General features: G+C 32.0%; 14 protein-coding genes. 9 read left to right on the forward strand and 5 right to left on the reverse strand.

The features are described 5' to 3' along the window. Positions 1-3: 3 nt before the first annotated feature. Together AC1EUV_RS07665 and AC1EUV_RS07670 are read left to right on the forward strand one after the other, a co-directional pair. Positions 4-1,020, forward strand: coding sequence for a hypothetical protein (locus AC1EUV_RS07665; RefSeq protein ID WP_480198092.1), 1,017 nt, complete (start codon positions 4-6; stop codon positions 1,018-1,020). 1 nt (position 1,021) lies between these two features. Further along, the gene (locus AC1EUV_RS07670; protein WP_480198093.1) at positions 1,022-1,564 is read left to right on the forward strand and encodes a DUF5655 domain-containing protein; all 543 of its coding nucleotides are present in this window, start codon (positions 1,022-1,024) and stop codon (positions 1,562-1,564) included. On the opposite strand, the gene AC1EUV_RS07675 is transcribed toward AC1EUV_RS07670, so the two are convergent. From AC1EUV_RS07675 to AC1EUV_RS07685, 3 genes are all read right to left on the reverse strand, one after another. Beyond that, positions 1,556-2,785 carry a sigma-70 family RNA polymerase sigma factor gene (locus AC1EUV_RS07675; RefSeq protein ID WP_480198094.1) on the reverse strand — a complete coding sequence of 410 codons (1,230 nt, stop codon included), beginning with the start codon at positions 2,783-2,785 and terminating at the stop codon, positions 1,556-1,558. The genes AC1EUV_RS07670 and AC1EUV_RS07675 overlap by 9 nt on opposite strands. Further along, entirely contained in the window at positions 2,775-3,131 is a 357-nt protein-coding gene (locus AC1EUV_RS07680; protein WP_480198095.1) for a YciI family protein, read from the reverse strand. Before AC1EUV_RS07680 ends, AC1EUV_RS07675 begins: the two co-directional genes overlap by 11 nt. A gap of 63 nt (positions 3,132-3,194) precedes the next feature. Continuing rightward, positions 3,195-3,779 (reverse strand): hypothetical protein, encoded by a 585-nt coding sequence (locus AC1EUV_RS07685; protein ID WP_480198096.1) that lies wholly within the window; start codon positions 3,777-3,779, stop codon positions 3,195-3,197. 65 nt (positions 3,780-3,844) lie between these two features. Here AC1EUV_RS07685 and AC1EUV_RS07690 point away from each other — a divergent pair, with 65 nt between their 5' ends. The 4 genes from AC1EUV_RS07690 to AC1EUV_RS07705 all read left to right on the forward strand — a co-directional run bounded on the left by AC1EUV_RS07690 (position 3,845) and on the right by AC1EUV_RS07705 (position 7,538). Beyond that, positions 3,845-4,414, forward strand: a complete 570-nt coding sequence (locus tag AC1EUV_RS07690) for a YdeI/OmpD-associated family protein (protein ID WP_480198097.1) — start codon at positions 3,845-3,847, stop codon at positions 4,412-4,414. A gap of 106 nt (positions 4,415-4,520) precedes the next feature. Beyond that, positions 4,521-6,017: a S10 family peptidase gene (locus AC1EUV_RS07695; protein ID WP_480198098.1), complete on the forward strand. Its 1,497-nt coding sequence runs from the start codon at positions 4,521-4,523 to the stop codon at positions 6,015-6,017. Positions 6,018-6,022: 5 nt separating this feature from the next. Next, positions 6,023-6,913: a TolB-like translocation protein gene (locus AC1EUV_RS07700; RefSeq protein WP_480198099.1), complete on the forward strand. Its 891-nt coding sequence runs from the start codon at positions 6,023-6,025 to the stop codon at positions 6,911-6,913. Next, complete coding sequence (locus AC1EUV_RS07705) at positions 6,906-7,538, forward strand: peptidylprolyl isomerase (protein ID WP_480198100.1); 633 nt, start codon at positions 6,906-6,908, stop codon at positions 7,536-7,538. Before AC1EUV_RS07700 ends, AC1EUV_RS07705 begins: the two co-directional genes overlap by 8 nt. Before the next feature lies 1 nt (position 7,539). Here AC1EUV_RS07705 and AC1EUV_RS07710 read toward each other — a convergent pair whose 3' ends face one another. Together AC1EUV_RS07710 and AC1EUV_RS07715 are read right to left on the reverse strand one after the other, a co-directional pair. Next, positions 7,540-8,448 (reverse strand): pseudouridine-5'-phosphate glycosidase, encoded by a 909-nt coding sequence (locus tag AC1EUV_RS07710; protein ID WP_480198101.1) that lies wholly within the window; start codon positions 8,446-8,448, stop codon positions 7,540-7,542. Beyond that, on the reverse strand, positions 8,445-9,368 hold the full coding sequence (locus AC1EUV_RS07715; RefSeq protein ID WP_480198102.1) for a PfkB family carbohydrate kinase: 924 nt from the start codon (positions 9,366-9,368) through the stop codon (positions 8,445-8,447). The genes AC1EUV_RS07710 and AC1EUV_RS07715 overlap by 4 nt, the downstream gene beginning before the upstream one ends. Before the next feature lie 64 nt (positions 9,369-9,432). On the opposite strand from AC1EUV_RS07715, the gene AC1EUV_RS07720 reads away from it, so the two are divergent. From AC1EUV_RS07720 to AC1EUV_RS07730, 3 genes are read left to right on the forward strand one after another with little or no spacing between them, the layout of a single operon-like run. Continuing rightward, a complete protein-coding gene (locus tag AC1EUV_RS07720) occupies positions 9,433-10,242 on the forward strand; it encodes a BtpA family protein (RefSeq protein WP_480198103.1) in 810 nt (269 codons plus the stop codon). A 26-nt stretch (positions 10,243-10,268) separates the two neighbouring features. Beyond that, the gene (locus tag AC1EUV_RS07725) at positions 10,269-11,678 is read left to right on the forward strand and encodes an FAD binding domain-containing protein (protein WP_480198104.1); all 1,410 of its coding nucleotides are present in this window, start codon (positions 10,269-10,271) and stop codon (positions 11,676-11,678) included. Further along, positions 11,671-13,935, forward strand: a complete 2,265-nt coding sequence (locus AC1EUV_RS07730) for a xanthine dehydrogenase molybdopterin binding subunit (RefSeq protein ID WP_480198105.1) — start codon at positions 11,671-11,673, stop codon at positions 13,933-13,935. Before AC1EUV_RS07725 ends, AC1EUV_RS07730 begins: the two co-directional genes overlap by 8 nt.

Genomic DNA, 13,935 nt, shown 5'->3' on the forward strand with positions numbered 1-13,935 from the left:
AACATGACTAAAACAACTCTCTTTAATAGTCCTTTTATAGTTTTTGGAATCCCTTTATTACTAATTATAAGTTGTATAGCTATCGTTCAAACCCCAACCTTTATAGCTAATCAAAGTACACTTTCTTTAGCTATATCATTGGATTTATTACTTTCTACTCCAATTGTCTATTATTTACTTATTAGAAAAAAGAAAATTCCAAAAACTACAGTAGTTCCAGTATTTATCCTTGGAATTGTTGTTGCCTCATTCATAATTCCGAAAGAAAACCAATTTCTATTACAATTGGCCAAAACTTGGGTCTTACCCATAGTTGAATTTGGAGTTCTTACATATGTAAGTTTTAAAATTTATAAAACTGTTCGGTTATTTAAAAAAGAACAGAACCATTCTACAGATTTTTTCACAACCGCAAAAAAGGTTAGTAATGAAATAGCTCCTGGCAAAATGGCTACACTTTTAGCTACAGAATTGGCAGTGATTTACTATACTTTTTTTGATTGGAAAAAGCCTGAGTTAAACAGTAATGAATTTTCGTATCATAAAAATACTGGAAGTATTGCTCTTTTAATAGGTATTATTTTGATTGTTGGTATTGAAACTGTTGTTCTGCATATTCTACTTGTAAAATGGAATGTAACAATTGCCTGGATCTTAACTGGGTTAAGTATATATACTTCATTTCAAATAGTTGCTGTAATAAAATCAATTCCGAAAAGACCAATTCAAATTAAAGAGGATAAGCTACATCTAAAATATGGTATTCTTAATGAGACCACTATTAATATAGAAGACATCAAATCTGTAACTATTACTGCTAAAGAAATAGAATCTGATAAAGAAATTAAAAAATTATCTCCTATAGCTCATATAGAAGGGCATAACATTTTAATTAAACTCAATAAAGAAAATACACTTTACGGATTCTATGAGCTTAAAAAAAGTTACACTTCTATACTATTGTATGTGGACAAAGCGCAAGAATTTAAAAATAAAATCGACTCTTTTTTAACTCAATAAAATGGATAAAGCACTACAAACAATGATTAATAACATGCCAGAAAAAACTGGTAAATCATTAGAAGAATGGATTAAAATTTTAAAGTCGAAAGACTTTACTAAACATGGCGAAGCTGTAAAATTTTTAAAAACTGAACATGGCGTTACCCATGGTTTTGCAAATACAATTGTAACGCTATCTAAACAAAAAAATGATACGCCAGATGATCTAGTTACTAATCAATATAAAGGAAAGAAAACTTTGATCCCTATATATGATAAGTTAGTTGAAGAAATTCTAAAATTTGGAAATGACGTTATAAAAACTCCTAAAAAAGGAAGTGTTAGTTTGATTAGAAAACGTCAATTTGCTTTAATTAAACCTGCTACTAAAACTCGCATTGATCTTGGACTAAAGTTAAAAGACAAACCTACAGAAGGAAGGTTGGGTGACTCAGGCCCTTTTGGAACCATGTGTACACATAGAATTCAATTAACTTCTATAGATGAAGTTGACAGCGAAGTTTTAGGTTGGATTAAAGAAGCCTACGAAAAATCAGTTTAATTGATTTAGTTTATCTTGAATTAATTCTTTTCTAAAGGGTTGTTTTGCATTTTTAAGACTCTTTTTATACCAATATTCTGAAAGCTTTTTGTCTTTATCAGATAAGTATTCTGCCATACTTACAGAATAGTATACATAAGAATCTTCTAACTGATTTTTAATTTCGCTTAAAGCTTTTTTTCCTGCAATATGATCTCCAAGTTCAAATAAACAGATAGCCCTATTTAATCTAATAATTGCTGTATTCTGTAGCAATAATAAGGTATCATATAACTTTAAGATTTGTGACCAATCAGTTTCTACAAAAGTTGGCGCCGTAGCATGTAGCGATGCAATCAAGGCCTCTAAATAATAACGATTTAATCTATTTGGTTTTTTAAGGTATTTAAATCCCAATTGTATAAGCTCAATATCCCACATACTCCTATCTTGATTTCGCAAAGAAATAAACTCACCTTCAGCATTTGTTCTTGAATTAAAACGTCCCATATGGAAATAGAACAAGGCCAATAGATTACTTATTGAATCAATAGAAATACGCTCTTCCAATAAATGAGCTAAACGAACAGATTCAAAACAAATATCTTTATTAATAGCAGTTTTTGATGATTTATTAAAGGAATCATACCCTTCATTAAACATAAAATAAATAATCTGCTCAAGATATTCAGTGTCCTTAGGTAGTATCTGTTTACTTTCAGATGACATAAAATAATTTTTAGGCAGATTCTTTAACTTTTGTTTTACACGCTGTCCTATTCTATAGACATTATCTTCTTTTAGTTGCAAACTATTTGCTATTTCAGTTACTCCAAAACCACAAATGTATTTTAGTGTAAAAATGAGTTTAGCTCTAGGTTTGACATCAAACTTACTACAGGCCAAAAGCAATTGCAACTGATCGTCCTTAGAACTTTTAATATCTAACTGTAATGCATCAGCGTTTGAATTTAAACTATCATTATGAACCAGTTTAGATGATTTTCTAAGCTCATTAATGACATTATTTCTCGTTACAATAAACAGCCAATCTTTTGGCTTATTAGGATAATTATTAAACTTCCATGATTTTAATGCTTTGTAAAATGTATTCTGCAAAGCGTCTTCAATCAAATTTATATGCTGATTACCAAACTTTACCACCAAAGACGAAAACACCTCTTGATAAAAGTTTCTAAAGAGGTGTTCTGTTAATATATATTGAGAAGTGTTATTCTTCAAATTGTGAGTAATCTATTACAGGTCTAATTTCTGTTTTACCACCCCATAAATGGCAAGGACATTCTTTAGCAATATCAATAATTTCTTCTATACTATTTGCTTGCAGTAGATAAAAACCACCCACAATTTCTTTAGCCTCCATATAAGGGCCGTCTTTTACAACTGAGTCATTACCAACAATAAATTTACCATCGGGTTCTAGGCCTTCGCCGCCTAATAGCATTCCTTTTTCTGTTAATTTTTCAGACCAAACAATATGCGCCTCTATTAGTTTTTGCATTTCTTCTGGCGAATAGCCTTTTTCTTTTTCTAATTCATCATGAAGTAATAAAATAAATTTTTTCATTGTTAATTATTTTTAATGATTTCTCTAAAGACAAATCATCATTGGATTTTTGGACAAAATTTTTTATTCTCTCAATTTACCATTAAATACACTCACCTTAGAATTGAACGGGTTTCCAGAAGCTCTACGCATTAAAACCACCTGACCTGTGTGCCAAAGTGCATCTGCTATAGGCCCGTTAATATTATTCCAGAATGGAAATTCTCTTGAACCTCGATCACTCTTAAAAATTATCTTAAAATCAGTTAAATCCTTTTCATTTCTCAAGGCGTCAGCAGCAGTTTTAAAATTAAGCAATGTCTTTTTACGCTTCTCATCAAAACTTAATTCTTCTTCCTTTGGTAACGTTCTATCATTTACAGCTTTAATTGCTGCATTTACAACTACTTTAGATAATCCATAAATATGGTCTATAGTTTCTTTAGTTATTCTACCATTTTCACTTGGTTTATAATCTAAGTCTTCAGGTCTTAATCCTTCAGTAGCCCAATAATATCTAAACCCTAACCCGTCAATCATTCGTGCAGCTACAGCTCCAGCAGTATATGAATCTGGATAATCTGGTATTTGATAATAAGGTAATTCATCTTGAGCTTGTAAATTAATATGCATACATACTACTATTAAAAAAGTTATAAGGTATTTCATTTTTAAAAATTTGATTCTGCTAAAGATACTATCAAAATATTAACTTTACTGTTAAATATTTTCTAATGACTTCAGAAAAACCTGAATTATATTTTACCGTAGATACTGATTGGTACGATTGGCTCTTAAAAAATCATGATTCATCTAAAGGTGTTTATATCATCCTTTATAAGCTTGAAACTAAAATACCAACCATGCGTTGGGAGGAAGCTGTAAAAGTAGCTTTATGTTTTGGATGGATAGATTCTACAGTTAAAAGTTTAGGTAATGGAAAACGTCGTCAATATTTCTGCCCCCGAAAACCTAAAAGTGTATGGAGTGCATTGAATAAAAGATATATTAAGGAATTACTGACTAATAACCTCATCCACAAAAGTGGTCTTAAGAAAATTGAAACTGCAAAACGAGATGGCTCTTGGACTGCATTAGATGATGTTGAAAACGGCATCATTCCTCATGACCTTAAAATTGCATTTGATAAAAACACAAAGGCATTCAAAAACTATCAAAATTTTGCTAAAAGTTATAGAAAATCATATTTATACTGGTTAAATCAGGCAAAAAGAGAAGAAACTCGACAAAAAAGAATTCGAGAAATTATTGATCTATGTGAAAAAAACATAAAATCTAAATAAGAGACTAAACCTTTTATAGATCATTAAAATTAACACAAACGCTTATAAATAATTGCTATATTTGTGTGATTTCCTAAACCCTACAGGCAATCAAATTATAAATAATATGAAAAAACAACTCATTAGAATACTAGCCATATTCTTGTGCGTCGCTACTGCGTATGCCCAAGAGAGAATGCTTAAACCAGATTCAGTAGTTACAACCAAAAATACAGTAACTGTAAAAGGCAAACTGATTCCTTATACTGCTAAGGCAGGAACACAACCTGTGTGGGATAAAGACGGTAATGTTATCGCCTCACTTTTTTACACATACTACAAGCGTTCAGATATTAAAAATGATGCAAAAAGGCCTTTAATTATATCTTTTAATGGTGGTCCTGGCTCTGCATCTGTTTGGATGCATGTTGCCTATACTGGGCCTAGAATTTTAAAAATTGATGATGAGGGGTATCCTGTTCAACCTTATGGAGTAAAAGAGAATCCATATTCCATTATTGATGTTGCCGATATCGTTTATGTAAATCCTGTTAATACAGGGTACTCACGTATGTATAAAGATGAGAAAGGAAAATATCCAGATAAAAAACAATTCTTCGGTATTAATGCTGACATTAAATATTTAGCTGAATGGATTAACACTTTTGTTTCTCGTACTAACAGATGGCAATCACCTAAATATATAATTGGTGAAAGTTATGGAGGCACTCGTGTAATGGGTTTAGCTTCTGAGTTACAAAATAATCAATGGATGTATTTAAATGGTGTTATTATGGTATCACCAGCCGATTATAAAGTGTTTGAATCTGACGTTCCTGTATCGACTGGCATTGACTTTCCATATATGACAGCAGCAGCATGGCACCATAAAATGTTGCCTCCTGCACTTCAGAATAAAGATCTCTTAGAGATATTACCTGAATCTGAAGAATTTGCCATTAACGAGCTGATTCCTGCTTTAGCAAAAGGCGGTTTTATTAGTGATGAAAAGCGTAAAGCTATTGCTAAAAAAATGGCTTATTATTCAGGGCTTAGTGAAAAAGCTATTTTACAAAGCAATCTCGATGTGACACCTCGTTTTTTCTGGAAAGAACTATTACGTGATAAATCTGGTCAAACACTTGGTAGATTAGATTCTCGCTATTTGGGTATTGATAAAAATGAAACTGGAAATGGTCCAGATTATAGCGCTGAACTAACTTCTTGGCTACATTCATTTACACCAGCAATTAACTACTATCTTCGAGAAGTTTTAAATTACAAAACAGATATAAAGTATAACATGTTTGGGCCTGTACGCCCTTGGGATAGAACTAATAATAATGTACGTGAAAGATTGCGTCAAGCTATGGCTCAAAACCCATACTTAAATGTATTGACTCAATCTGGATATTACGATGGTGCAACCACTTATTCTGCTGCCAAATATTCTATGTGGCAAATAGACCCAAGTGGAAAAATGAAAGATCGATTTGATTTTAAGGGTTATAGAAGCGGACATATGATGTACCTACGCAAAGAAGATCTAGAAAAAGCAAATGAAGATTTAAGAGAGTTTATTAAAAAGACATTACCTAAGAACGGTATTCCCGCGAAGTATTAACAATTATGAAAAAGATATATTTTTTATTTATCATTTTAACTTCTGGGCTGTGCTTTTCTCAGCCAGCAACGGAGGTATATCTTTTTGATTTTATAGTAAATGATAGTCTAAAAACTTTTAAACTTGAGAACCCAATAAATATTTCTGATAATGAAGGTTTTTATGATAATCAGCCTTCCTTTTTATTAGATGGTACAGGGGTACTTTTTGCTTCAACTAGAAATGACCAAACCGATGTTGCCTTATATGATCTTGAAAGTAACCTCAAATCTTGGTTAACAAATACATTAGGTAGTGAATATTCCCCAACACAATCTCCACTTACTAAATATTTTACAGCAATAAAACTTGAGGAAGATGAAACACAGTTGTTGTGGCTTTATCGTTTTAATAGAAAAAAACCTAAAGTATTAATAGAAAACCTAAAAGTTGGTTATCATGCTTGGCTTAATAAAAAAATGGTAGTTTCATTTGTATTAAACGATCCACCAACTCTGGAAGTTTCTAATCTTAAGTTTAAGATAAAATATCCCATTGAAAAAAATATTGGAAGGTCAATTCATGTTATTCCAAATACCCAGCTAATAAGTTATATAAGTCATGAGCATGAAGATCATGAGATTTATTCTATTGATCCTTTAAATAGTAAAAAAGAATATTTAGCTGATGCAATTGCTGGTTCTCAAGATATGGCATGGATACCCAATGGTACTATGATTATGGGTAAAGATGACAAACTCTACAAACTAAAGCCCGGCGATGATAAAGATTGGGTTGAAATTGCATCCTTAAAAGAGTTTGGACTAAACGGAATTACCAGACTTGCTGTAAGTCCGTCAGGAAATAAAATAGCAATTGTTATAGATGAAGAAGTTGTTGAAACTACAAATGAGTAAAAATATATCGCTTATATTTTTACTTTTTTTTATTGTAGGGTGTGGTCCAAAATTATTCAAAGAAGGATGGACAAAAAAACAGGCTCCAAAAACTTTTAAAGCTCGATTTGAAACTACAAAAGGAAACTTTGACATTAAAGCTCACCGATCTTGGTCACCAAAAGCAGTTGATCGGCTATATCAATTAATTATATCTGAGTACTATACAGATATTGCTATTTTCAGAGTAGTTCCTAATTATGTTGCTCAATTTGGTATTCATAATGAATCTCTTTTAAATAATAAATGGGAAAATTATAAGGTTCCTGACGAACCAGTATTACAAAAAAATGCGGTAGGTACTATTGCATTTGCAAGAAGTGGGAAAGAAACTAGAACAACCGAATTATTTGTCAATTTAAAAAATAATTCCCCAAGATTAGATACTATAAATTTTAAAGGCGTTGCAGGGTTTCCAGTTATTGCAAAAGTAATTAGTGGAATGGATGTTGTAAAATCATTTTATAATGGTTACAAAGGAAGACCTTCAGAAAAATTAGACAAAACAGAAAAATCAGGTAACAAATACCTTAGAAAAGAATTTCCAAAATTAGATTATATCAAGAGAGTTTATCTTTTAAAGTAACTTATAGTCTTTTAGCAATTTCAGCTGCCAACTTAACATTATTATAAACTAGATTTATATTAGCCTCTAAGCTTTTACCACCAGTCAATTCTTTAACTTTTGCCAATAAAAAAGGTGTATTCTCTTTACCACCTACATTTTTTTCATTTGCTTCTTCAATAGCTCGGTTTATTGCCTCCGTCATAATAGTATAATCTAATTCATGCTCTTTAGAGATAGGATTGGCAATTACTACACCTCCTTTTAAATTCATATTCCATTTTGTATTTAGAAAATCAGCGACTTCTTGAGTAGAGTTTATTTTATAATCTAGTTTAAATCCACTTTCACGTGTATAAAATGCTGGCAGTTCATCAGTTTTATATCCTAAAACAGGTACACCATGAGTTTCTAAATATTCTAATGTTAAACCTAAATCTAAAATGGATTTTATTCCAGCACAGACAACGGCTACATTGGTGTTTGCTAATTCTTGTAGGTCAGCAGAAATATCAAAAGAAGTATCTGCTCCTCTATGGACACCACCTATACCCCCAGTAGCAAAAACTTTAATTCCAGCCATATTAGCAGCAACCATAGTAGAAGCAACTGTTGTGGCTCCATCAATTTTACTAGAAATTAAATAAGGTATATCTCTTCGGCTAGCCTTAACTATTTTTATGCCTGATCTAGACAAATGTTCGATCTCCTCTTTCGTAAGGCCAACTTTAAATTTCCCGTTAAGGATAGCAATAGTAGCTGGAACAGCTCCATTTTCACGAACTATTTGCTCAACTCTAAGGGCAGTTTCCATGTTTTGTGGAAAAGGCATGCCATGAGAAATAATTGTAGATTCTAAAGCAACTACAGGTTTATTTTGCTTTAGAGCGTTTTTAACTTCAGGATGGACTTCGAGGTAATTTGAGGTCATTCTTCCATAAGCTTTTTCACCATTTCTACAGAAATATCAGGGTTAACGGCATTCTTATGCTGAATAGTAGCCAGTGCACAAGTAGCACCAAACTTTACCATATCATACATTTCCATATTATTTAACTCTCCATATAGTAATCCTGCCATAAAAGAATCACCAGCACCATTCGTGTTTACAGGAGTTATTATCTTATTTTTTGCTGTAAAAATTTCTTTTTCATCTCCATATGCAACGCCATCTTTTCCTAAAGTAACAAACACTTTCTTTACTCCTAAATTCAGAAAATGTTCAACAATACGCTCGTGATCACTTTCGTAGTGAACTTTAATACCACTCAGCAATTCCGCTTCAATAGAATTACATTTTAAAATATACGCTTTATTTAAAATAGACTTCGCTTTTAATGCTTTTTGTGCAGAAACAGCTTCAATGGCGAATTTGGTATCTGGCAGTTTTTCTACTGCCAATTCTAAGATAGATTTGGGTAAGTTAGTTTCTAAAACACAGTAATCACTTTGCTCTATAACATCTAAGCTATCGGTAATAAAAGAATTAGGAACTTCATCATAAATTTCCATATCAGATAACGCCAATGCTAAATCATTATAATGATTCATAAGAGCCACATAGAGTGAGGTCTTACTATTCTTTTTAGTAAGACTATACTTAATCGAAATACCCAAATCATTACATGAATTAATTAAAGTCTTCGAAAACTCATCATCAGCAAAAATGCTCATTAGCTCAACATCTATATCTAATCTTTTGAGGTTTTCTGCTATATTTCTACCAACACCTCCAAGAATATTTTCAAAGCTACCAATATTAGAATCTTTAAAGATTAATTTTTCTTTAGACAAACCTATCAGATCAATATTAGAGGCTCCAATTACTGTTATTTTTGGTGAAGAAGACATAATTATAGCGTATTAGTAAAACTCTTTTAAATTTAAGTAAATTTACAATAGATTACAAAAGCATATGGTTAAATTTAAGTCAATTTTTAAAAAAGAGAAACCAGTAATTGGTATGATTCATTTGCCGGCATTACCTGGAACTCCGAATTTTAAAAATAACATTAATCAAATTATAGATACTTCTTTACAAGAATTAAGTATTTATAAAAAAGCTCAAATTGACGCTATTGCCATAGAAAATATGCATGATATTCCGTATATAAAAAACGAAGTTGGTCATGAAATATCTTCTTTGATGAGCATCATTGCATATCAAATAAAGAAAGAGATTAATTTACCCTGTGGTATTCAAGTTTTAGCAGGTGCTAATAAGGCTGCCATAGCCATTGCAAAAAATGCGAACTTAGATTTTGTTAGAGCTGAAGGTTTTGTGTATGGACATCTAGCTGATGAAGGTTATATAGATGCTAATGCTGGTGAATTACTAAGATTTAGAAAAAGCATAAATGCTGAAAATATCGCGGTTTTTACAGATATAAAAAAGAAGCATAGTTCTCATGTTTTAACAGAAGACATTAATATAGTAGAAACAGCTAAAGCAGCTGAATTCTTTTTAAGTGACGGACTAATAATTACAGGTAAAAGTACTGGAGAAAAGACAAGCATTAATGAGCTAATCAAAGTTAAAGAAGCAACAAAACTTCCTGTTTTAGTTGGTTCTGGCGTTACCTTAGATAATGTTTCAGAATATTTAAAAGCCTGTGATGGGTTAATTGTCGGCTCACATTTTAAGAAAAATGGAAACTGGAAAAATTCACTTGATTATGATAGAATTATCGCATTTATGAATAAAGTAAATGAGTTAAGATCATAGTATTTTTTTTAATAACTTTATAAGCTATGATCGAATTTATCCTTAATAATACACTTGTAAAAACTGAAGCTAACCCTGGTATAACGTTATTAGATTTTATTCGAGAAAACAAACAACTTAAAGGCACAAAAATAGGTTGTAGAGAAGGTGATTGTGGTGCGTGTACAGTGTTAGTTGGGTCTCTAAACAACAATGATATTTCTTATCAGAGTATTACTTCGTGTATCTCTCCATTAGGAAATGCTCATGAAAAACATATTGTAACCATAGAAGGTATTAATCTAGAAAGTAAATTAAATACCTCACAAAAAGCGATGGCAGACAATTATGCGACACAGTGTGGCTTTTGCACTCCAGGGTTCATAATGTCTTTAACAGGGTTCGCATTAAACAACAAAGCAACAAATTATTTTGATGGCTTAGATGCTATAAGCGGAAACATTTGTCGTTGCACTGGCTATAAATCTATAGAAAAAGCTGTTAAAGAAATTACTAGTAAAATTGAAGAACGAAATGTGAAAAATAAACTTATTTGGCTTATTGACAACGGATTTCTACCTGATTACTTTGCTAATATTCCTAAAAAACTACAACAACTTAATTCAAAAAATAACATAAACAGCGGATTAAATTTTGTAGCTGGTGGTACTGATGTATATGTTAGACACGCAGACACTCTTTCTGAAGAAGAAGTTCATTTATTAGCTGCAGATAATGAAATAAGAGGAATTTCTTTTTATAAGAATACCTGTGTAATGGGGGCTTCTACCACAGTAACAGATATAATGTATAACAATGCTATGTCAGTATATGTCCCAGATATCAAGTTATATTTAAAGCTAGTTTCGTCTGAACAAATTAGAAACATGGCAACCATAGCCGGTAACTTTGTGAATGCATCACCCATAGGCGATATGACTATCATTTTTTTAGCTCTAGATAGTAAGACTACAATTAAGAATTCTACGGATAAACTTAGAACTGTAGCGCTTAAATATTTTTATAAAGGATATAAAGAGTTTGACCTTAAAAAAGGTGAGATAATCACGAATATTTCTTTTGATGTTCCTAATCCAGAAGGAAAATTCAATTTTGAAAAAATAAGTAAACGAACGCATTTAGATATTGCTAGTGTAAACTCAGCTTTCTTCATTCTAGAAAAAAATAATATCATTCAAAATGTACATTTTTCAATTGGCGGTGTAGCACCAATTCCTAAATACCTACATGATACAGTAGCCTTTTTAAAAGGAAAAGATTTGAGTATTGACTTAATAATTGAAGCAAATGTGATCATGCAAAAAGAAATAGCTCCTATAAGTGATGTGAGAGGCGCAAGTGAATATAAACGATTATTGGCTAAGCAGTTGTTATTTGCTCACTTCTCGAAATTATATCCAAAAAAATTCAACCTTAAAGAATTGGTTAATGGATAAGAATATTCAAAATATTGATTCTTTTGGTCATGTAAGAGGTGAGTCGTTGTTTGTAGATGATATTAATGTGCAACAGGGAACTTTGTATGGATTGGTATTTGATTCGCCTAAAGCTCATGGAAAAATAAAGAAAGTAGATTATTCAAAAGCTAAAAGTCTAGAAGGTGTCGAAAGAATTTTCACTTATTTAGATATCCCGGGGGAAAATCAAATTGGAGGTATTATTCCAGATGAGCCCTTGTTTGCAACAAATGAAGTTCATTTTATGGGGCAACCTATTGCATTTATAGTTGCCGAATCTGAATTAATTGCTAAAAAAGCTAGAGCATTAATAGAAATAGAAATTGATGAACTACCAACTATAACTAGAGCTAAAGAAGCAGTCACAAAAGGAAAACTAATCAACAACCCAAGAACATTTAATTTAGGTAATACAAAAAATGCGTTTACCAAATGTGATTATGTTTTTGAAGGTGAGGTTTTCACAAACGGTCAAGAACATTTATATCTAGAAACACAAGGTGCATATGCTGTACCTATGGAGAATGGCACTATCAAAATAACCTCATCCACACAAGGACCAACAGCAGTTCAAAAAACCGTTGCAAAGGTTTTAGGTGTAGGTATGCATAATGTTGAAATAGATGTAATTCGATTAGGCGGTGGCTTTGGTGGTAAAGAAGATCAAGCTACCCCTTGGGCTGTGATGACTGGTTTAGCAACTTATATTCTAAAAAAACCTGTAAAATTTGTTTTAAACAGGCATGATGATCTTAGAATGACGGGCAAACGCCATCCTTATGAAAGCGACTTTAAGATTGGACTCAATAAAGATTTAAAAATTATCGCTTTTGAAGCTGATTTCTATCAAAATTCTGGCGCTGCGGCCGATCTATCTCCTGCAGTAGCAGAAAGAACATTATTTCATGCCACAAATAGTTATTTTGTAGAAAATGTAAAAGCAACGGTTTATAGTTGTAAAACCAATTTACCTCCAAATACGGCATTTAGAGGTTTTGGAGGCCCACAAGGTATGTTTGTTATAGAAGCTGCTATTGTTAAAGCAGCGCAAGAAGTAGGCGTTTCAGCTAAAGAAATTCAAGAAGCCAATTTACTACAAGAAAATGATGAGTTGTCTTATGGTCAAATAATGACGCAGGTTGAAGCTAAAAACTCTTGGGAGTCGGCATTGACAGGTTTTGATTATGAATCGTTAAAAAATGACGTAACAACTTTTAATAAGAAGAATTACGATTACAAAAAAGGCATTGCTTTAATGCCAATTTGTTTCGGAATTTCGTTTACAAATACACCAATGAACAATGCAAGAGCATTGGTGCATGTTTACCAAGATGGAAGTGTTGGTGTTAGTACCGGAGCGGTAGAAATGGGGCAAGGTGTAAACACTAAGATGTTGCAAATAGCGGCTTTAACTTTCGGTATAAGTAAAAAAGATGTAAAGTTAGAGACAACTAATACTACAAGAGTTGCAAACACATCACCGAGTGCAGCCAGTTCTACGGCCGATTTAAATGGAAAAGCATTACTCAAAGCGTGTAATGCCATTCTTGAACGTTTAAAAACGGTTGCAGCAAATCATTTAAAAGTAAATAAAGAAGAGCTTTCCCTTAAAGAAGAATGGATTTATATAAATGGAAAAAAATCAGCACTTTCGTGGAAGGAATTAATAGCTAAAGCAATGTTGGCACGTATTTCATTATCAGAGAAAGCACATTATGCAACACCCGAGATTCATTTTAACAAAACAAAAGAAAAAGGACATCCTTTTGCCTATCATGTATACGGAACTGCAATTATTACAACCACAGTAGATTGTACTCGAGGTATTTATACGATTGATTCTGTAAAAATTGTACATGATTTTGGTAAAAGCATGAGCGAAGGTATAGATATTGGTCAAGTAGAAGGTGCATTAGCTCAAGGAATTGGTTGGATGACCATGGAAGAAATTGCTTATGACGAAAATGGAAGATTATTATCAAATGCATTATCAACTTATAAAGTGCCAGATATTTTTTCGATTGCTGAAGATATTGAAGTAGTTCCTTTACAAACCGATGGCCATGAACATGCAATTCTAAAATCTAAAGCAGTAGGCGAACCACCTTTAATGTATGGGATTGGAGTTTATTTTTCATTACAAAATGCCATTAAAGCTTTCAACCCTAACTACAAGATGGAATTTCATTCGCCCATGACCCCAGAAAAGGTGTTAATGAGTTTATACCAGAAGTAA

The sequence above is a fragment of the Maritimimonas sp. 2304DJ26-3 genome (genome assembly GCF_056591635.1).

Bases quoted from the DNA above. Each gene is read 5' to 3' on its own strand.
- AC1EUV_RS07665 (WP_480198092.1), top strand. From the start codon at position 4: ATGACTAAAACAACTCTCTTTAATAGTCCTTTTATAGTTTTTGGAATC.
- AC1EUV_RS07670 (WP_480198093.1), top strand. From the start codon at position 1,022: ATGGATAAAGCACTACAAACAATGATTAATAACATGCCAGAAAAAACT.
- AC1EUV_RS07680 (WP_480198095.1), bottom strand. From the start codon at position 3,131: ATGAAAAAATTTATTTTATTACTTCATGATGAATTAGAAAAAGAAAAA.
- AC1EUV_RS07685 (WP_480198096.1), bottom strand. From the start codon at position 3,779: ATGAAATACCTTATAACTTTTTTAATAGTAGTATGTATGCATATTAAT.
- AC1EUV_RS07690 (WP_480198097.1), top strand. From the start codon at position 3,845: ATGACTTCAGAAAAACCTGAATTATATTTTACCGTAGATACTGATTGG.
- AC1EUV_RS07695 (WP_480198098.1), top strand. From the start codon at position 4,521: ATGAAAAAACAACTCATTAGAATACTAGCCATATTCTTGTGCGTCGCT.
- AC1EUV_RS07700 (WP_480198099.1), top strand. From the start codon at position 6,023: ATGAAAAAGATATATTTTTTATTTATCATTTTAACTTCTGGGCTGTGC.
- AC1EUV_RS07705 (WP_480198100.1), top strand. From the start codon at position 6,906: ATGAGTAAAAATATATCGCTTATATTTTTACTTTTTTTTATTGTAGGG.
- AC1EUV_RS07710 (WP_480198101.1), bottom strand. From the start codon at position 8,448: ATGACCTCAAATTACCTCGAAGTCCATCCTGAAGTTAAAAACGCTCTA.
- AC1EUV_RS07715 (WP_480198102.1), bottom strand. From the start codon at position 9,368: ATGTCTTCTTCACCAAAAATAACAGTAATTGGAGCCTCTAATATTGAT.
- AC1EUV_RS07720 (WP_480198103.1), top strand. From the start codon at position 9,433: ATGGTTAAATTTAAGTCAATTTTTAAAAAAGAGAAACCAGTAATTGGT.
- AC1EUV_RS07725 (WP_480198104.1), top strand. From the start codon at position 10,269: ATGATCGAATTTATCCTTAATAATACACTTGTAAAAACTGAAGCTAAC.
- AC1EUV_RS07730 (WP_480198105.1), top strand. From the start codon at position 11,671: ATGGATAAGAATATTCAAAATATTGATTCTTTTGGTCATGTAAGAGGT.